The 19,190-nt window shown below is 65.2% G+C and carries 16 protein-coding genes; 13 read left to right on the top strand and 3 right to left on the bottom strand.

Annotation, left to right across the window (positions count from 1 at the left end):
- Nucleotides 1-197 precede the first annotated feature (197 nt).
- The 6 genes from AC0WRY_RS04150 (at nucleotide 198) to AC0WRY_RS04125 (ending at nucleotide 6,148) form a co-directional block, all read left to right on the top strand.
- On the top strand, nucleotides 198-1,760 hold the full coding sequence (locus AC0WRY_RS04150; protein ID WP_194405800.1) for an ABC transporter substrate-binding protein: 1,563 nt from the start codon (nucleotides 198-200) through the stop codon (nucleotides 1,758-1,760).
- 209 nt (nucleotides 1,761-1,969) lie between these two features.
- On the top strand, nucleotides 1,970-2,941 hold the full coding sequence (locus tag AC0WRY_RS04145; protein WP_194405799.1) for an ABC transporter permease: 972 nt from the start codon (nucleotides 1,970-1,972) through the stop codon (nucleotides 2,939-2,941).
- Nucleotides 2,938-3,777 (top strand): ABC transporter permease, encoded by an 840-nt coding sequence (locus AC0WRY_RS04140; protein ID WP_194405798.1) that lies wholly within the window; start codon nucleotides 2,938-2,940, stop codon nucleotides 3,775-3,777. The genes AC0WRY_RS04145 and AC0WRY_RS04140 overlap by 4 nt, the downstream gene beginning before the upstream one ends.
- Nucleotides 3,778-5,400 (top strand): ABC transporter ATP-binding protein, encoded by a 1,623-nt coding sequence (locus AC0WRY_RS04135; RefSeq protein ID WP_194405797.1) that lies wholly within the window; start codon nucleotides 3,778-3,780, stop codon nucleotides 5,398-5,400.
- Nucleotides 5,401-5,768: 368 nt separating this feature from the next.
- Nucleotides 5,769-5,942 (top strand): hypothetical protein, encoded by a 174-nt coding sequence (locus AC0WRY_RS04130; protein WP_194405796.1) that lies wholly within the window; start codon nucleotides 5,769-5,771, stop codon nucleotides 5,940-5,942.
- The gene (locus AC0WRY_RS04125; protein ID WP_194405795.1) at nucleotides 5,939-6,148 is read left to right on the top strand and encodes a hypothetical protein; all 210 of its coding nucleotides are present in this window, start codon (nucleotides 5,939-5,941) and stop codon (nucleotides 6,146-6,148) included. The genes AC0WRY_RS04130 and AC0WRY_RS04125 overlap by 4 nt, the downstream gene beginning before the upstream one ends.
- A gap of 50 nt (nucleotides 6,149-6,198) precedes the next feature.
- On the opposite strand, the gene AC0WRY_RS04120 is transcribed toward AC0WRY_RS04125, so the two are convergent.
- Both AC0WRY_RS04120 and AC0WRY_RS04115 read right to left on the bottom strand, forming a co-directional pair.
- Nucleotides 6,199-6,483 (bottom strand): hypothetical protein, encoded by a 285-nt coding sequence (locus AC0WRY_RS04120; RefSeq protein ID WP_194405794.1) that lies wholly within the window; start codon nucleotides 6,481-6,483, stop codon nucleotides 6,199-6,201.
- A 40-nt stretch (nucleotides 6,484-6,523) separates the two neighbouring features.
- Complete coding sequence (locus AC0WRY_RS04115; RefSeq protein ID WP_246776412.1) at nucleotides 6,524-7,270, bottom strand: ArsR/SmtB family transcription factor; 747 nt, start codon at nucleotides 7,268-7,270, stop codon at nucleotides 6,524-6,526.
- Between the two features lie 131 nt (nucleotides 7,271-7,401).
- Between AC0WRY_RS04115 and AC0WRY_RS04110 the strand changes: the two genes are divergently transcribed.
- The 7 genes from AC0WRY_RS04110 to AC0WRY_RS04080 all read left to right on the top strand — a co-directional run bounded on the left by AC0WRY_RS04110 (nucleotide 7,402) and on the right by AC0WRY_RS04080 (nucleotide 18,227).
- Nucleotides 7,402-7,806, top strand: a complete 405-nt coding sequence (locus tag AC0WRY_RS04110; RefSeq protein WP_194405792.1) for a RidA family protein — start codon at nucleotides 7,402-7,404, stop codon at nucleotides 7,804-7,806.
- 81 nt (nucleotides 7,807-7,887) lie between these two features.
- Nucleotides 7,888-8,208 (top strand): hypothetical protein, encoded by a 321-nt coding sequence (locus AC0WRY_RS04105; RefSeq protein WP_194405791.1) that lies wholly within the window; start codon nucleotides 7,888-7,890, stop codon nucleotides 8,206-8,208.
- Between the two features lie 224 nt (nucleotides 8,209-8,432).
- Entirely contained in the window at nucleotides 8,433-9,158 is a 726-nt protein-coding gene (locus AC0WRY_RS04100; protein ID WP_194405790.1) for an outer membrane protein, read from the top strand.
- Nucleotides 9,159-9,323: 165 nt separating this feature from the next.
- A complete protein-coding gene (locus AC0WRY_RS04095; protein WP_491122701.1) occupies nucleotides 9,324-11,477 on the top strand; it encodes a methyl-accepting chemotaxis protein in 2,154 nt (717 codons plus the stop codon).
- Between the two features lie 290 nt (nucleotides 11,478-11,767).
- Nucleotides 11,768-12,841, top strand: coding sequence for an MBL fold metallo-hydrolase (locus tag AC0WRY_RS04090; protein ID WP_491122700.1), 1,074 nt, complete (start codon nucleotides 11,768-11,770; stop codon nucleotides 12,839-12,841).
- Between the two features lie 301 nt (nucleotides 12,842-13,142).
- Complete coding sequence (hemA, locus tag AC0WRY_RS04085; RefSeq protein ID WP_194405787.1) at nucleotides 13,143-14,372, top strand: 5-aminolevulinate synthase; 1,230 nt, start codon at nucleotides 13,143-13,145, stop codon at nucleotides 14,370-14,372.
- Between the two features lie 345 nt (nucleotides 14,373-14,717).
- A complete protein-coding gene (locus AC0WRY_RS04080; protein WP_194405786.1) occupies nucleotides 14,718-18,227 on the top strand; it encodes a PAS domain-containing hybrid sensor histidine kinase/response regulator in 3,510 nt (1,169 codons plus the stop codon).
- Nucleotides 18,228-18,340: 113 nt separating this feature from the next.
- Here AC0WRY_RS04080 and AC0WRY_RS04075 read toward each other — a convergent pair whose 3' ends face one another.
- Nucleotides 18,341-19,009: a hypothetical protein gene (locus tag AC0WRY_RS04075; protein ID WP_491122699.1), complete on the bottom strand. Its 669-nt coding sequence runs from the start codon at nucleotides 19,007-19,009 to the stop codon at nucleotides 18,341-18,343.
- Between the last annotated feature and the right edge of the window lie 181 nt (nucleotides 19,010-19,190).

The following is a 19,190-nucleotide window of genomic DNA, read 5'->3' as shown; positions in this document are numbered from 1 at the left end:
CGCCGCGATGAATCAAGTGAAAACAGGACGCGCTGTACATTTTTTGTGCTGATACTGTCGCGACTTTCATCTTGCGGCGCTGAACGAGACTATGTGAGCCTCGCCATCGGATGGGGACTGGGATGGGCTGGCCACAGCTTTGCGCGCGAGGACGTTGCGAAGCGTTTTCGGCTGGCCGCGCTTGAGAAAGATACGACATGCCGAAACGAGTGTTGCTTGGTCTCCTCCTGGCTTGCGGCCTTGCGGCCCCGGCATTTGAGCCAGTTCTTGCGCAAGAGCCGAAAACGGGGGGAACGGTCAATGCCGTGATCCAGCCCGAGCCGCCCGGCCTGATGCTGGCACTGGTGCAGAACGGCCCGACCCAGATGGTGTCGGGCAACATCTTCGAGGGGCTGCTGCGCTACAGCCCCAAGCTCGAACCCCAGCCGGAGCTCGCCGAGAGCTGGAGCGTCAGCGAGGACGCCAAGACCTACACCTTCAAGCTCCGGAAGGGCGTGACCTGGCACGACGGCAAGCCTTTCACCGCTGCGGACGTCTTGTTCTCCATCGAGATGCTGAAGCAGACCCATGCGCGCGCCCGCAACAACCTCGCCCAGGTCGACAAGGTCGAAGCACCCGACGATTACACCGTGGTGTTCACGCTGAAGCAGCCGTTCGGCCCGTTCCTCGGCATCTTCGAGGTCGGCTCGATGCCGATGGTGCCGAAGCATCTCTATGAAGGCACCGACTGGAAGACCAATCCCTACAACAACGCCCCTGTGGGCACCGGCCCCTTCATGTTCAAGGAATGGCAGAAGGGCTCGTTCATCCGCCTGGCGAAAAACCCGAACTATTACGAGAAGGGCAAGCCCTATCTCGACGAGATCTACTGGCAGATCATTCCCGACGCCGCGGCGCGCTCGGTGGCGTATGAAACGGGCAAGGTCGACGTGCTGCCCGGCGGCTCGGTCGAGAATTTCGACGTGCCACGGCTGTCCAAGCTGAAGGACACCTGCGTCACCGGCGCCGGCTGGGAGTTCTTCTCGCCGCTGGCCTGGCTGTGGCTCAACAACCGCCAGGGTCCGCTCGCCGACAAGCGGGTGCGGCAGGCGATCATGTACGCGATCGACCGCGACTTCGCCAGGGACGTGATCTGGAACGGGCTCGGCAAGGTCGCGACCGGGCCGTCCGCCTCGACCATCAAATATTACACCGACGACGTGAAGAAATATCCGTACGACCCGGCCAAGGCCAAGGCGCTGCTGAAGGAAGCCGGCTACAAGGGCGAGAAGATCCGTCTGCTGCCGCTCGCCTATGGCGAGACCTGGCAGCGCTGGGGTGAAGCCGTGAAGCAGAACCTCCAGGACGTCGGCATGACCATCGAGACCATCGCCACCGACGTCGCCGGCGGCAACCAGAAGATCGGCGATTGGGACTACGACATCGCCTTCACCTATCTCTACCAGTACGGCGATCCCGCGCTCGGGGTGGGACGCAACTACGTCTCCAGCGCCATCGCCAAGGGTCAGGTGTTCAACAACGTCGAGGGCTACTCGAACCCGGAGATCGACAAGCTGTTCGCCGACGGCGCGGTCGCCACACCGGACTCCAAACGCAAGGAGATCTACAAGCAGGCGCAGAAGATCCTGGTCGAGGACGTGCCGGTGGCCTGGATGCTCGAGCTGCAATTTCCGACCATCACGCGCTGCAAGGTCAAGAACCTGATCACCACGGGGATCGGGGTCAACGACGGCTTCAAGGACGCATGGCTCGACAAGTGAGGGCCTCTTCCTTCACCTCTCCCCGCTCGCGGGGAGAGGTCGAATGTGCGCATGGCGCACATTCGGGTGAGGGGGAGTCCGCGCGAATCCAACTGCTGATACGCTCGCGGAGAGTCCCCCCTCCCCCCGACCCTCTCCCCGCAAGAGCGGGGCGAGGGAGCGCACCGTCTCCGTGGCTAAAGGTCACCTTACCAAGATGACTGTCTAGAATGCTCTCCTTCATCTCCCAACGAATCGTGAAGGGCGTGATCGTCCTGCTTGCGATCGTCGTCCTCAACTTCTTCCTGATCCGGCTTGCGCCCGGCGATCCCGCGGTGGTGATGGCGGGCGAGGCCGGCGCCAGCGATCAGGTCTTCGTCCAACAGCTCCGGGAAAAGTTCGGCCTCGACAAGCCGCTGCCGGAGCAGCTCTTCATCTACGTCAAGGGCGTGGTCACCCTCGACCTCGGCTTCTCCTTCCGCCAGCAGGCACCGGTCGCAAAACTGATCGGCGAACGGCTGCCGGCAACGCTGCTGCTGACGCTGACCGCGTTCGCGATCTCGCTGATGCTCGGCATTCTCTTCGGCACCTTCGCCGCGCGCTTCGCCGGGACCTTTCTCGACACCGCCATCACGGTCTTTGCGCTGATCTTCTACGCCATGCCGCTGTTCTGGGTGGCGTTGATGGGCATTTTGCTGTTCTCGGTCACCATGGATTGGCTGCCGAGCTTCGGCTACGAGACGGTCGGCGCCAACCTCACCGGCCTTTCCCACGTCGTCGACGTCGCAAAGCACCTGATCATGCCGGCGATGACGCTCGGCCTGTTTTTCATGGCGACCTACACCCGCATGACGCGCGCCTCGATGCTGGAGGTGAAGCGGCTCGACTTCGTCAAGACCGCGCGCGCAAAGGGCCTCTCCGACGCCGTGATCCAGCGCCGCCACGTGCTCCGCAATGCGCTGCTGCCGGTCGTGACGCTGGCCGGCGTGCATTCCGGCACGCTGATCGGCGGCGCCGTCATCACCGAGACCGTGTTCGCCTGGCCCGGCATCGGACGGCTGATGTACGACGCGCTCTTGCAGCGCGACTACAATCTGCTGCTCGGCGTCTTCGTGATCTGCTCCGCCATGGTGCTGATCTTCAATCTCATCACCGACCTCGTCTATCGCCTGGTCGATCCGCGCATCGAATTCGCCTCATGAAACAGTTCTGGACATCGATGCTCAAGAGCCCGAGCGGCGTCATCGGGCTCATCATTCTGCTGCTTGCCATCTCGGTCGCGGTATTCGGACCGATGCTGTTCCCGAACTCGCCCTGGCGCATGGTGCAGCGGCCGTTCCTGCCGCCGTTCACACTGTCGACCGTGCCGCTCGGCACCGACGCGCTCGGCCGCGACGTGTTCGCCGGCATGATCTTCGGCGCCCGCGTCTCGCTCCTGGTCGGCCTCGTCTCGACACTGGTCGCACTTGTCGTCGGCATCCCCATTGGCGCCATGGCCGGCTATTTCGGCGGCAGGGTCGACGATGCCCTGATGCGCTTCACCGAATTCTTCCAGACCATCCCGAGCTTCGCGCTCGCGATCGTTCTGGTCGCAATCCTGCAGCCTTCGATCTATTCGATCGTGACGTCGATCGCGCTGGTAAGCTGGCCGCCGGTCGCCCGCCTCGTGCGCGGCGAGGTGCTGTCGCTGCGCACGCGCGAATACGTCCAGGCCGCAATCGTCACCGGGCAAAGCAACAGCTGGATCATCCTGCGCGAGATCCTGCCCAACGCGCTGTCGCCGGTGATCGTGCTGGCCTCGCTGATGGTGGCGACCGCGATCCTGCTGGAATCCTCGCTGTCCTTCCTCGGCCTCGGCGATCCCAATCTGATCTCCTGGGGCTACATGGTCGGCGCCGGCCGCACCGTGATCCGCCAGGCCTGGTGGATCACGGTGTTTCCAGGCGTCGCCATCCTGATCTCCGTGCTCGGGCTGAACCTGATCGGCGAAGGCCTCAACGACGCGCTCAATCCGCGCCTGTCGCGGGAGGGCCGCTAGATGACGACCGCCCCGCCCGCCGTCTCCATCAAGAACCTCAGGATCGCGCTGCCCAAGGGTGCCGAACGTCCCTTCGCCGTCGACGGCGTCTCGCTGGACTTGCATCCCGGCAAGATCGTTTGCGTCGTCGGCGAGTCCGGCTCCGGCAAGTCGATGTGCGCCCATGCGCTGATGGGTCTGTTGCCCGATACGGTGGCTGTCGCCTCCGGCGAGATCCAGTTCGAAGGCCGCGACCTTCTCAAGCTCGATGACGACGGCTGGCGCGATCTGCGCGGACGCCGGCTCGCGATGATTTTTCAGGAGCCGATGACCGCGCTCAATCCGTTGATGCGGATCGGCGACCAGATGGCGGAGATGTTCGAGGCGCACGGCCTGCTGACGCCGAAGGAGCGGCGCGCCAAGGCGCTGGCGCTGGCCCGGGAGGTCGGCCTGCCCGACCCTGAAAGGATCGTGCGCGCCTATCCGCACCAGCTCTCCGGCGGCCAGCGCCAGCGCGCCATGATCGCGATGGCGCTCGCGCTCGAGCCCGCGGTGCTGGTTGCGGACGAGCCGACCACCGCGCTGGACGTCACCACGCAGGCGCAGATCCTCAAGCTGATCCGCAACCTCCAGCAGAGCCGCAACATGGCGGTGATGTTCATCACCCACGATTTCGGCGTGGTCGCCGACATCGCCGACCAGGTCGTGGTGCTCCGCCACGGCAAGGTCGTGGAGGAAGGCCCGGCCGCGACCGTCTTCAGCGAGCCGCAGCACGACTACACCAAGGCGCTGCTCGCAGCCGTCCCCTCCATGGATCCGCCGGCGCGCAGCCCCCTCGACAACCAGGCCAGGGCGGTCGAGGTGATCGGGCTTGACAAAACCTATGTGACATCGGGCGGCTGGTTTCGCGAGGACCGCCGCGTCGATGCCGCGCGCGCGGTCAATTTCAGCATCCTCAAGGGCGAGACGCTCGGCCTTGTCGGCGAATCCGGCTCCGGGAAATCATCGGTGGCACGCCTCGTGATGCGGCTGATCGAGGCCGACCGCGGCACGGTGCGGATCGGCGAGACCGATCTCACCTCGCTCGCTGGCAAGGCGTTGCGCGCCGAGCGCCATCGCATCCAGATGATCTTCCAGGATCCGTTCGCCTCGCTCAATCCGCGCCGCAAGATCGGTCACATCATCGCCGCCGGCCCGATCGCGGCCGGCGTCGATCCGAAGGTCGCCTTCGATCGTGCCCGTGATCTCCTCAAGATGGTCGGCCTCGATGCCGGTTCACTCGAACGCTATCCGCATGAATTCTCCGGCGGCCAGCGCCAGCGGATCGGCATTGCGCGCGCACTGGCGCTCGAGCCGGAGATCATCGTCGCGGACGAAGCCGTCTCCGCGCTCGACGTCTCCGTGCAGGCGCAGGTCTTGCGGCTGCTCGAAGACCTCAAGGCACGCCTCGGCCTCTCGATGCTGTTCATCACCCACGACTTGCGCGTCGCCGCCCAAATCTGCGATCGGATCGCGGTGATGCAGCGCGGCGCTATTGTCGAATTGAAGCCGACGGCACAGCTCTTCGCCGCGCCGGAGCACGCCTATACGCGCGAGCTGCTGGCCGCCGTGCCGGGACGAAAGGAACGCGCGCCGGCGGCGTGAGCCGGCGCCCGCGTCGATCACCGAACTTCGCGATGGTTCCAAAAACTTGGATGTCCCAAGACGTGAAACATATTCGGTCCAGCGGCATTTGCTTTCCGGAATGATCCCTTGCTGATGACGGCATGGAGTAAAGCTGACACCAGCGTTCGTCGCCCGGCTCCGCGCCTTGCAACGAATATGAAGTGGCGAGCGGCTTCTCAACTCGGCGCACGAGGGCGTCGGATAAGTTGAGACGTCCGGGCGCGCTCACGCGTTTTTTATAGTGACGTGATCGGTCACCCCCGTTTCAAGAGCGGGGTGGCAGTCATAAGTCATGATGGAATGATCCACGTCATCTGATGACGGATGCCAATTGATACGGAGCCAACATGGGCGAAATCATTCGATTTGTCTCGAAGTCCGAGCGCGAGCGGATGCGTCTCATCCAGGAAGCGCGCGCCATCTACGACAGCATCTTCCCTTCGGCTGATCCCTCCGGCGAAGGTCAGGATAAGACGCCGCTTGGCCGGGCGTTCGTCGGCGACGGGAGCACCCGGTCGTGATCAAGATCATCGCGGTGCTTTGCAGTCTCGCCTCTCCGACCAATTGTCACGAGCAGATCGTCACCACCTCGGATTTCGCCGAGGTCTCGGTGCAGTCCTGCCTGATGGGCGCGCCGCAGCTCGCCGACTGGATGAGCCAGCATCCGGCCGAGCGACTGGCAGCCTGGCGCTGCGTGATCGGAAACCAGGCTCGCAGGGGAATCTAACTATCGCGCCTTGTATCGCACCTTGCCGGCACACACTGGCCTGCATCGCTCTAGCGGGTGGTGTTGCTCCAGGTCGGAACGGAATTGGTCACGCCGACCGAGGGCCAATTGTATGATCCGACCGAGGGCGCCGTGACCGTGCCAACTGACGGTCCCGACGAGCCATAGGACGCCCTCGGCTGCGCCGCCGGCGATGCCGCGCCGCCATAGTTCGGGGCAACCACGCCGGTGCTGGAATGTCGGCTCGATCGCTGCTTCTTCGCCTCAGCCGTGAAGGGCGTGAGGAGCAGTCCGGCAGAGATGAGTGCGGCGATGGCGAATCTGATGCCTTTCATGGCTGATCCCTCGGTCTCAGGGGCCCCTTGTGCCATCTGTTCATTCCGCGGACGATGTCCATAGGCACAAGTTCATAACTCCGTGCGCGCGCAAATGTGCCGGAGCGCGGCCACCGCTCAGATCGATGCCGAATGTCTTGCGCAAACCGATCTGGCCGGCCGGCGTGACGCGCACGATTCGGCTGTCGCGGTCCCGCCTCAGCCAGCCGCGCTCCAGGCAGCAACGGTGTATCTCCGCGCCGACGTGACCGGCGAGGTGATGGCGGCGCTCGCTCCAGTCGAGGCAGGGACGGCAGAAGATTCGCCGGCCTCCGGATTTCGGCCCCAGCGCCGCGCCGAATGCGGAGAGGAAGTTGATCCCCGATGCCGTTACCTCGCCGCCGTCACCCGCGAGGACAATGTGCCCTTCGGCAACGAGAGCATCTGCGATCGCGACGCCCAGTTGGCCAGCCAGATGGTCATAGCAGGTGCGCGCGAAGCGGAGCCGGTCATCGCCGATCGAGCGCGGTTGGTGACGTTGCGGAACCTCGATCGCGGCGACTGCCTTGATGCCTTCCAGCATTCCGGCAATCAGCGGCGAGGCAATGCGGTAATAGCGGTTGCGCCGCTTCTGCGTCACGTCGAGCAACCGCGCGCGGACCAGCTTGCCGAGGTGTCCGCTCGCGGTCGATCTCGATATCCGCGCACGAGAGGCGAGCTCGCTTGCGGTCAGCGCCTGTCCACCCATCAGCGCCGCCAGCATCGTGGCCCGCCCGGTGTCGCCCACCAGCGCCGCCACCTCGACCATGTTTGCCGCTGCGACCATGGACAAACCGTATCGCGACCGCCTAGGCACGGCAACGGCAATGGTTTGGCGGCGGCCGAACCATTGGATCTGAGGGCGCTCTACCATGGCCTCCGCAACCCGGGAGGAGCCATATGAAGAGGATCCGCGTGGAGCCGATATCGACCTATCTGGAGCGTCGCCGCAAAGGCCCGATCTATCCGGTCGTGATAGCCGAGGGCCTGGTCTATCTGTCCGGCTTGCCACCGTTCGATCCTGACACGGGCGACGTCAGGCCGTTGCCATTCGAGCGACAGGCCGAGATCGTGCTGAACCAGATGCAGCTCTGCCTGCAAGCGGCAGGATCGTCGCTGGCCGAGGTGATCAAGTGCAACGTCTATTGCACGCCAGATCTCGCGCATTTCGCCGCGTTCAACGAGGTCTATGCCCGCTACTTCCGGGACGAGACGCCTGCGCGCATCTTCGTGCACGTCCCATCATGGCCCGGGCCGTTCGACGTCGAGGTCGATTGCATCGCGCTGGCAGGGCGCGGTGGATGAGACTGCCGCGACGGCCCGCCTTCGGATGGACCCGAATCAGCGCTAGTGCATTGCCTCATCGACTTCGCGCATTGAGGCGACATGACTGGTCCCGAACTGAAGCAGCTCCGTGTCGACCTCTCCGATGCCCTCGAGCGACAGCTCACCGCGGCCGACATGGCAAAGCTCTGCGGATTGCCGGAGAAGGGCGGCGCCGACACCATCCGGCGCTGGGAAGTCAGCGGACCCTCGCCATCCGCGACCAAGGTGCTGCGCGTGCTCGCGATGGCGAGCGAGCGCTATCCGATCCTCGAGAAGTTCGACATCTTCGATCGCCATGACGTGCGCGAGGAAGACCGTCCCGCAAAGCGCGCGGCGTTCCGCGCGCAGATGCGGGATGAGGCCCGCCGGCGTCTTGGTTAACGAAGGACGCACGCAGCTTACCGGAACGCTATGAATTTAAGCCTTTCTTCAGCATTTCTTAAGCTGGCATTAAGCACGAAAACCATTTGCAGCCCAATAAGTTAGGTTGGGCCTCGCTGTGCCATGCATGTGACAGCATTTTCGTCAAAAGCGAGCTATCTGCAAAACCAACGCGGCGCGGAAAGCGCGCCTGCCGGGGACATTGAGTGCTGGAGTTCAAGACGATGAAGAAGATTCTGTTTGCGACGGTTGCGCTGCTCGTGGTGGGCGTGGCTGCACCGGCCGTCGGTGCCGATCTCGGCAACCGCAACTATTACAAGGCGCCCGCGCCGGCCTATGCCGCGCCGATCTACAACTGGACCGGTTTCTACATCGGTGGCCATGTCGGCGGCGCGTTCTCCAGCGACAACAATTTCAACGGCCTCTCCACCGGCAACAACGGCAACGGCCGTTTCCTCGGCGGCGTGCAGGTCGGCGGGGACTGGCAGTTCCATCCGAACTTCCTGGTCGGCGTCGAGGGCCAGTATTCCTGGCTCTCCGGCAGCGTCGGCGCGGTGTTTCCGGGCGGAATCGCCTACACCAACGACCAGCGCGGTCTCGGCTCGATCACCGGCCGCGTCGGCTACACCTGGGGTCCCGGCCTCGTCTACGTGAAGGGCGGTTACGCCTATTCCGACAACAACGAGAAGGTGACCGTCGGCGGCGTGCCGACCGCCTTCGTCATCACGGGCGATCACCGCAACGGCTACACCGTCGGTGCCGGCCTCGAATACATGTTCGCCCCGAACTGGTCGGCCAAGGCCGAGTACCAGTATTACAATTTCGGCGACGCGAGCTTCACCGGCGGTCCGCTGGTGGGCACCGGCAAGTTCACCACCGACGACCACACCATCAAGGCGGGCGTCAACTACCGCTTCAACTGGGCCAGCACGGGCGGCGCGCGCTACTGATCGGTTACCGCAACTTTACCATGACACAGGGCCGGCGATCTCGCCGGCCCTTCTTTTTTCGCTCTGCGGAACGCGCACAACCGTTTGCGGAGATTGCGATTTTTTAACCGGCCGCGCCGATACTGCCGGCCACAAAGAGAAGCAAGAATGCTGGGGGAATTTTCGATGGCTATCCGTCTGGGCGTTGGCCGTTTGCTTGGTCGATTCAAGCCGCGATTCAAAATGCCGACATGGGGCGTGCGTGGCAGCCTGTTTACGGCCTTCGCGGTGATCGCGGGCATGGGCCTCGTGATCGCAGCCGGCGCTGGCCTCGCGCTGCAGAATCTTGGAACTCGCATGACGGAGCTGAGCGGACGGGACATTCCGCGCCTTGCCGCCAGCCTGCAATTGTCGGCGCTGAGCGCGAGCCTCGCGGCCCAGGGACCGGCGCTGCTCGCGGCGCAAAGCGAGGACGCGCTCAACGAGCGTACCAAGAAGCTCAAGGAGCTGCAGGAGCAGACGCAGCAGAAGCTCACCGAGATCATCCAGCTCGGCGGCGACAAGACCGTCGTGTCCGGCCTCAGCGAGACGATGAAGAGCATCAACGAGGCGGCGCAGAGCCTGGCCAAGGCCGCCCGCGAACGGCTGGACATCGCCGCCCTGCACGACAAGCAATATGACGCGCTACGCACCGCGCAGGGCGCCTTCGTCGGCGCGGCCAGCCCGGCAATGCTCGACGCTCAGACCCGGGTCAACGCCATTCTCGGCTCGGCCGACCTGTCCGCCGCGGATGCTTCCGACGCGGCGCAGACCGTCGGTCAGCTCGGCAACGTCGTCGCCAGCGGCAATCTCGCTGCCGCCGACATGAGCGCGGCGCTGTCGGCCAACACCAGCGACAAGCTCGACGACATCCAGAAGGAATTCAAGACGGCCCAGGGCCGCCTGCGATCCAACCTCGATCTGTTGCCGGACAATCAGGGCAACAAGATGCTGCGCGACACCGCGGAGAAGCTGCTGGCGCTCGGCACCGGCAAGACCGGCGTGTTCAATCTGCGCGAGAAGGAGCTCGACGCCGCCGATTACGGCCAGACCATCCTGGACGAGACCCGCAAGCTCAATGTCGGCCTCGGCATCAGCGTGCAGCAGCTCGTCGACGGCGTGCAGAAGGAGACCAACGCCTCGACCTCCCAGGCGCAGCAGGAGACCTCGCTCGCGACGACCGTGATGCTGGCGCTCGGCGCCTTGATGCTGGTTGGCTCGGCGCTGTTCGTCTGGCTCTATGTCGGCCGCAACATCCTGCGCCGCATCCGCGAGCTTCAGCGCGCCATGCAGCTGCTGTCGGCCGGCGACCTCGACACCGAGATCGTGCGTTCCCGCCAGAACGACGAGATCGGCGTGATGAAGGAAACGCTGACCGTGTTCCGTGACAGCATGATCGAAGCCCGGGCGCTCGCCGGCGAGCAGGAAAAGGACCGTATCGCCAAGGCCGAGCGTGCCGCGCGCATGGAAGCGAAGATCGCCGAGTTCGAGGACACGGTGCGCTCCGCGCTCGACAATCTGGCGCAGTCGGCCAATTCGATGCAGTCGACCGCACAGAGCATGTCGACCACCGCCGACCAGTCCAACGCGTTGGTCAACGCGGTCGCCTCCGCCGCCGAGGAGACCTCGGTCAACGTGCAGACCGTGTCGTCGGGCACCGAGCAGCTGTCGTCCTCGATCGAGGAGATCAGCAAGCAGGTCGTGACCTCGGCCGCGATCGCCAAGAAGGCGGTCGACGAAGCCGGCGCGACCGACGCCACGGTGCAGAGCCTCGCCGACAGCGCGAGCCGCATCAGCGTCGTGGTCGATCTGATCCAGACCATCGCCTCGCAGACCAATCTGCTCGCGCTCAACGCCACCATCGAGGCGGCGCGCGCGGGCGAGGCCGGCCGCGGCTTCGCGGTGGTTGCCTCCGAGGTGAAGAGCCTCGCGAGCCAGACCGCCAAGGCGACGGAGGAAATCCGCAGCCAGATCGCCAGCATGCAGAACATCACGACGTCGGCGGTCGGCGCCATCCAGGGCATCGGCCGGATCATCGGCGAGATCGACAACGTGACCACGACGATCGCGGCCGCCGTCGAGGAGCAGGGCGCGGCCACGCGCGAGATCGCCCGCAACATCCAGCATGCGGCCGGCGGCACCAGCGAGGTCTCCAGCAACATCGTCGGCGTCTCCACCGCCTCGGCCGAAGCCGGCGCCGCGGCGAACGAGGTGCTGGGCGCCTCCGACGCGCTGCGCCGCGAGGCCGACATGCTGCGCGGTGAGATCGACGCGTTCCTCAACAACATGCGGGCGGCGTAAGCCGCCGGCCACGCGGGGACTCGACTCCCTCTCCCGCTTGCGGGGGAGGGCCGGGGTGGGGGTGCCTCCGCGTTGGGAGTGTCTGAGGTACGCGAGAGTATCTTTACGCGGAAACAGCCCCCACCCGGCGCTTCGCGCCGACCTCCCCCGTAAGTAGGAGAGGTGACCGAGTTCGAGGCTCGACTGTCTCACGTCACGGAAAAACAGCGTCCGGTATGACCGCCATGCGGAGACCACGGCCCGCCCTTTTTCGGCTGGCGCGGCGCCCGCGGCGGGTTTAAGCCGGTAGCATGAACGCAAAAACCGACATTGCGCAGTCCTCGGCACAGTCCTCGGCCGAGGCCCTGCGCTATCCCTGGGACCAGCCCCCCGGCCACGACGAGATCGTCGAGGTCCGGCCCGGCGTGTTGTGGGCGCGGCTCAAGCTGCCGTTCCGCCTCAACCACGTGAACATCTACCTGCTCGCCGACGGCGACGGCTATGCGATGATCGACGCCGGCTTCGGCAACGAGGAGACCATCGAGGCCTGGACCAAGCTGTTCGAGGGGCCGCTGAAGGGCGTCACCATCACGCGCCTGATCGTCACCCACTCGCATCCCGATCATGTCGGCCTCGCCGGCTGGATCGTCGAGCGGTTCAACTGCCCGCTGGTGATGTCGCAGGTCGAATATCTGCAATCGGTCTATCACCAGAACCGCGGCACCGAGGAGCGGCGCGAGGCGCAGCGGCTGTTCTTCCGCCGCCACGGCATGGACGAGTCGCTCACCGAAAAGCTGCTGGGCCGCGGCCAGGATTATCTCAAGCGCGTCTCGGTGCTGCCGCCCTCCTACCGTCGCATCTCCCATGGCGAGGACGTCGTGATCGGCACGCGCCGCTTCAGGGTGATCACCGGCGGCGGCCACGCGCTCGACCAGGTGATGCTGTATTGCGCCGACGACAAGCTGTTCCTTTCCGCCGACCAGGTGCTGAGCAAGATCTCGCCCAATGTCAGCGTCTGGGCGGTCGAGCCCGACCAGAACTCGCTCGGCGAATATCTGGCCTCGCTCGCCAGCCTCACCACGACGCTGCCCTATGACGTGCTGGTGCTGCCCGGCCACGGCGTGCCGTTCTACGGATTGAAGACCCGCATCAAGCAGCTCGCCGACCACCATGAGGAGCGCTGCCGCCTGATCGCGGAAGCCTGCCGCGAGGTGCCGCAGACTTCGCGCGCCCTGGTGCCCGTGGTGTTCAACAAGCACGTGCTCGACGAACACCAGATGGGCTTTGCCGCCGGCGAGCTCGTCGCCCACGTCAATTACATGATCGTCGAGGGCCGGCTGACGGCCGAGACGAAGGACGGCGTGCTGCAATTCCGGACGACGTGAGCGCTGTCTTCATCTCGCCCCGCTTGCGGGCGCGACCGGCCCGGCCGTCATGGACGGAGCGCGGTCCTTGGACAAAATGTCCAAGCCGGATGCAACGGTCCCGTACTGTCCCGGGAGCCATGGTCCGCGCCGGCGGGCGACTGTTAGGCGTTTGATCCACATCAACTATCGCCCGCGAGACGGCGCTATCAATATACCCGCGCGCCTCGCACCAAATGTGTGCTGGCGCATAGACATGAGAGCTGGAAAAGCTCTAAAAACGAGTGGCCGCCGTGGCCGGGTTCCGTTGCAGGTTTTGCCGATGGATTACAATCAGTTCTTCGATTCCGCCCTCGATCGTCTCCACGCCGAGCGGCGTTACCGCGTGTTCGCAGACCTCGAGCGCACGGCCGGCCGATTCCCGCACGCGGTCTGGCACTCGCCCAAGGGCAAGCGCGACGTCGTGATCTGGTGCTCCAACGACTATCTCGGCATGGGCCAGCACCCCAAGGTGGTCGGTGCCATGGTCGAGACCGCGACGCGCGTCGGCACCGGTGCCGGCGGCACCCGCAACATCGCCGGCACGCATCATCCGCTGGTCCAGCTCGAGGCCGAGCTCGCCGATCTCCACGGCAAGGAAGCCGCGCTGCTGTTCACCTCGGGCTATGTCTCGAACCAGACCGGCATCCCGACCATCGCAAAGCTCATTCCGAACTGTCTCATCCTCTCGGACGAGCTCAACCACAATTCCATGATCGAGGGCATCCGCCAGTCGGGCTGCGAGCGGGTCGTGTTCCGCCACAACGATCTGGCGCATCTCGAGGAGCTGCTGAAGGCGGCCGATCCGAACCGGCCGAAGCTGATCGTCTGCGAGAGCCTCTATTCCATGGACGGCGACGTCGCCCCGCTCGCCAAGATCTGCGATCTCGCCGAGAAGTACAAAGCGATGACCTATGTCGACGAGGTCCACGCGGTCGGCATGTACGGCCCGCGCGGCGGCGGCATCGCCGAGCGTGACGGCGTCATGCACCGCATCGACGTTCTCGAAGGCACCCTCGCCAAGGCGTTCGGCTGCCTCGGCGGCTACATCGCCGCCAACGGCCAGATCATCGATGCCGTGCGCTCCTATGCGCCGGGCTTCATCTTCACCACCGCGCTGCCGCCGGCGATCTGCTCGGCCGCGACCGCCGCGATCAAGCATCTGAAGACCTCGAACTGGGAGCGCGAGCGCCACCAGGACCGCGCCGCCCGCGTCAAGGCGATCCTCAACGCCGCCGGCCTGCCGGTGATGTCGAGCGACACCCACATCGTGCCGCTGTTCGTCGGCGATCCCGAGAAGTGCAAGCAGGCGTCCGACCTGCTGCTCGAGGAGCACGGCATCTACATCCAGCCGATCAACTATCCGACCGTTGCCAAGGGCAGCGAGCGGCTGCGCATCACGCCGTCGCCCTATCACGACGACGGCCTGATCGATCAGCTCGCCGAGGCCCTGCTGCAGGTCTGGGACCGTCTCGGCCTGCCGCTGCGCGCGAAGTCGCTGGCGGCGGAGTAGGCTCTTTCTTACCCTCCCCTTGGAGGTCCGGGACGAGCGTAGCTCGCCCGTGGGTCGGCCCACATTGAGCGCAGCGAAAATGTGAGACGGGGTGGGCTGACGGCGTTTCCTCATCCAACAGTGCCCGAGTGGATAGATCACCCCACGCCGCTCGCGCTTCGCGCGATCGACCCTCCCCCTCCAGGGGAGGGTAAGTCCCGGCGTCCGCGCTCCGGACCTTAACGACATCCCCAGTTCCCGCCCTCACCCGGCATTTCGCTGTCGCCTCGCCCCGACCAACGCGCTAGATTTACAGCGAAAATGAGCTTGGGCGCCGCCGGTGCCCTTTCGAGAAGCGCGTTTCCCATGCTGCACGACTGGGGCGTGATTGCCGCCGCCTTCGGCTATATCGGCTTTCTGTTTCTGGTAGCGAGCCATGGCGACCGCCGCTCGCCGGCCGGGCCCGGCCGTGCCTCCGGGTGGATCTATCCGCTGTCGCTGGCGATCTACTGCACCTCCTGGACCTTCTTCGGCTCGGTCGGTTTCGCCACCCGCACCTCGACCGACTTCCTCGCCATCTATGTCGGCCCGATCCTGATGATCGGCCTCGGCGCAGGCGTCCTGCGCCGCGTGATCCAGCTCGCGAAGGCCCACAACATCACCTCGATCGCCGACTTCATCGGCGCGCGCTACGGCAAGAGCCAGGCGGTGGCCGCGACCGTCGCGCTGATCGCGATCATCGGCTCGGTGCCCTACATCGCGCTTCAGCTCAAGGCGGTGGCGTCCTCGCTGCAGACGATCCTGAGCGAAGACCAGGCCTTCTCCCACATCCCGATCGTCGGCGACATGGCGCTGATGGTGACGCTGGCAATGGCAGCCTTTGCCGTGCTGTTCGGCACCCGGCAGACCGACGCGACCGAGCATCAGCACGGCCTGATGCTGGCGGTCGCCACCGAATCCACCATCAAGCTGGTCGCCTTCCTCACCGTCGGCATCTTCGTCACCTTCTGGATGTTCTCGCCGCACGAATTGATCGAGCGTGCGATGAAGACGCCGGAGGCGGTGCGCGCCATCGATTACACCCCGTCGATCGGCAACTTCCTGACCATGACGCTGTTGTCGCTGTGCGCGATCATGCTGCTGCCGCGCCAGTTCCACGTCAGCGTGGTCGAGAATTCCTCGGATGCCGAGGTCAGCCGCGCGCGCTGGCTGTTCCCGCTCTACCTCGTCGCCATCAATCTGTTCGTGATCCCGATTGCGCTCGCCGGTCTCGTCAGCTTCCCCTTTGGCGCGGTCGATCCGGACATGTACGTGCTGGCGCTGCCGATGGAGGGCGGTGCGGGCCTGCTCAGCGTTGCTGTCTTCGTGGGCGGCCTCTCGGCGGCCACGGCTATGGTGATCGTGGAATGCGTCGCGCTGTCCATCATGGTCTCGAACGACCTCGTGGTGCCCCTGGTGCTGCAGCGGCGGCCCGAGGGGCGCACCGGCGGCGCGGATTTCAGCGACTTCCTGCTGCGCTCGCGGCGACTCGCGATCTTCGCCATCATGGTGATGGCCTATTTCTACTATCGCGCGCTCGGCAATACCCAGCTCGCCGCGATCGGCCTGCTCTCCTTTGCGGCCATCGCCCAGCTGGCCCCGAGCTTCTTCGGCGGACTGCTCTGGCGGCGCGCCACCGCGCGCGGCGCGATCGGCGGCATGCTGGTCGGCTTCGCGGTGTGGCTCTACACGCTGTTCATGCCGAGCTTCATGGATTCCTCGACGTCGGGCATCCTGCTGCTCCAGCACGGCCCGTTCGGCATCGAGGCGCTGCGGCCGCAGGCGCTGTTCGGCGCCGATCTGCCCCCGCTGATGCACGGCGTGATCTGGTCGCTGTCGCTCAACATCCTGACCTATGTGCTGCTGTCGCTGGCGCGAAGGCCCTCGTCGATCGAGCTGTTGCAGGCCGATCTGTTCGTCCCCAACACGCTCGCGCCGATCTCCCCGGGTTTCCGCCGCTGGCGCACCACCGTCACCGTGCAGGACATCCAGACTACGGTGGCGCAATATCTCGGCCCCGACCGCGCGCGGCACTCCTTCGAGGCCTTCTCCGCGCGGCGCAACGTCCGGCTGGAGCCCGGCGCCCCCGCTGATTTCGAGCTGTTGCAGCACGCCGAGCACCTGATCGCCTCCTCGATTGGAGCGGCCTCCTCCCGCCTCGTGATGTCGCTCCTGCTGCGCAAGCGGACGGTGTCGGCAAAAGCCGCGCTAAAACTGCTCGACGATTCGCACGCGGCGCTGCATTTCAACCGCGAGATCCTCCAGACCGCGCTCAACCACGTGCGCCAGGGCATCGCGGTGTTCGATGCCGATTTGCAGCTGATCTGCTCCAACCGGCAGTTCGGCGATCTCCTCAACGTGCCCCCGCACATCGTCCAGTTCGGCACGCCCTTGCGCGAGATCCTGGAATTCATGGGGGTGAGCGATCCGGACCATCAGGCCGACCGTGAGGCGATGATCGAGCAGCGGCTCATCGCCTACACCACCGACAGTGAGCCGTATCTCGAACGCCTGCCGGAACGCCACATGGTGATCGAGGTGCTCACCAACCGCATGCCCGGCGGCGGCTTCGTCATCACCTTCACCGACGTCACGCCCAGCTTCGAAGCGGCGGAAGCGCTGGAGCGCGCCAACGCGACGCTGGAAAAGCGCGTGCGCGACCGCACCGAGGAGCTGACGCGGCTGAACTCCGAGCTGGCCCTGGCCAAGAGCACGGCGGAGGACGCCAGCATCTCCAAGACCCGCTTCCTCGCCGCCGCCAGCCACGACATTCTGCAGCCGCTGAACGCCGCGCGGCTCTATGTCACGAGCCTGGTCGAGCGCCAGCACAGCGGCGAGGAGACGCGGCTGGTCGAGAACATCGACGAATCGCTGCAGGCGATCGAAGAGATCCTCGGCGCGCTCTTGGACATCTCGCGGCTGGACGCCGGCGCGATGACGACCTCGATCTCGAGCTTCAAGATGGCCGATCTGATGCGCTCGCTGGAGATCGAGTTCGCGCCGATCGCGCGCGCCAAGGGCCTGGAGCTCGCCTTCGTGCCCTGCTCGCTGCCGGTCGAGTCGGATCGGCTGCTGCTGCGCCGCCTGCTGCAGAATTTGATCTCGAACGCGATCAAATACACCCCGCGCGGCCGCGTGCTGGTCGGCTGTCGCCGCCAGGGCCCGTCGCTCAAGATCTGCGTCTACGACACCGGCGTCGGCATCCCCCAGGTCAAGCGCGGCGAGATCTTCAAGGAATTCCATCGCCTCGAGCAGGGCGCGCGGATCGCGCGCGGGCTGGGGCTCGGCCTCTCCATCGTCGAACGGCTCGCGCGGGTGCTCAAGCACGGCATCGCCATCGACGGCAACAAAAGCGGCGGCTCGGTGTTCTCCGTGACGGTGCCGACCGCCAAGGCGATCACCCACACCGCCGCCGTGACCAGCGCCACGCCGCTGGCGCGCACACCGATCTCGGGCGCCCTGATCGTCTGCATCGAGAATGACGCGGCGATCCTCGACGGCATGCGCACGCTGCTGAAAGCATGGGATGCCGAGGTGATCGCGGTCGCCGATCCCGAAGGCGCGATCGCCGCGATCGAGACCGCCGGCCGCCGCGTCACCGGCCTTTTGGTCGATTATCATCTCGACCGCGGCAACGGCATCGCCGCGATCCGCGAGATCCGCCGGCGTTTCGGCGACGGCATTCCCGCGATCCTGATCACCGCCGACCGCAGCCCCGCCGTGCAGGTCGCGGCGCGGGACGAAAACGTCGCGGTGCTGAACAAGCCGGTCAAGCCGGCCTCGCTGCGCGCGCTCCTTGGCCAGTGGCGCACGCAGCAGATGGTGGCGGCGGAGTGAGGGGCGCGGCCGGTCAATAGCGGTAACTGCATCGAATGAGGCCCGCGCCTCGCGACGACGTACGATCGCCCCTTTGTCTGCTTCAGCTTCCGGGAAGTCGCCTGGCAGCCACTTCAATTCGTCGTGGTCTTGCCGCCGCGCATGGACACGAGGTTTTCCTCACGAAATCGGAGAATGAGCCATGCGGTTTCATCGAAACCGTCTGCGAGCTTTCCGGCATGAGAATACACCATCCGGGCAGCGTCCGACTTCGACGGCGGTCCCAGCGCCCTGACCACCTCCAAACGCGACATCCCTAAATGCAGCTTGCCGTCGAAGACGAGCGGCCCGAACTTTTCCGGGACGATGGCGCAATCGGTCGAAGCCTCGGTGTCCTTCTCGGCGAGCTCTTCGACAATCTCCGTGACGCGATGGTCCGGGCCGCCCATCTCTCCGCTGGACACGACCCATATTCGATGCTGCGCGCGCCGATAACACAGCCAATAGATGCTGTCTCCAGCATCGCCTCGATGTTGGATGGTCCCTTCACCCACGGTGTCGCGGACCGCGCCGAGCGGCGTCTCCTCGAAGCGGCCGGCGAACGCGCCTAACGAAAAGCGGGTTGCCAATCTCTTCTTGATCGTCGGCGACACGCGCTCCAACGCATGTCCGTCGACTGGCGGCGGTGTTGCCTGCGCGAAGCAATCGTCCGCGGGGATCGCGAAAAGGAGAAGCAGCAGGAGGACCGTCTTTCGGCCATAAGCTCCGAATCGCCTCACATTGGAGATTGAGCGCTTCTGCATGGCTCAATTGCTCATCATTCTGTGCTCAAGTCTTTCTTCGCTCGCCGGATCGCTTCTGGCGCGTCGGGATCCCGCGGATCAAGTTTGGAAGCTGCGTCATGGTCCGCCCGCGCCTTTTTTTGAGAAACTCTCTTCCGACCCTTGGTCGGGGTCGGAATTCAAATGGTTCATACATCGCCTC

The sequence above is a fragment of the Bradyrhizobium sp. T-12 genome (genome assembly GCF_058314695.1).
Note: the sequence above shows the minus strand (reverse complement) of the source record. Positions and strands in the feature narration are given on the sequence as shown.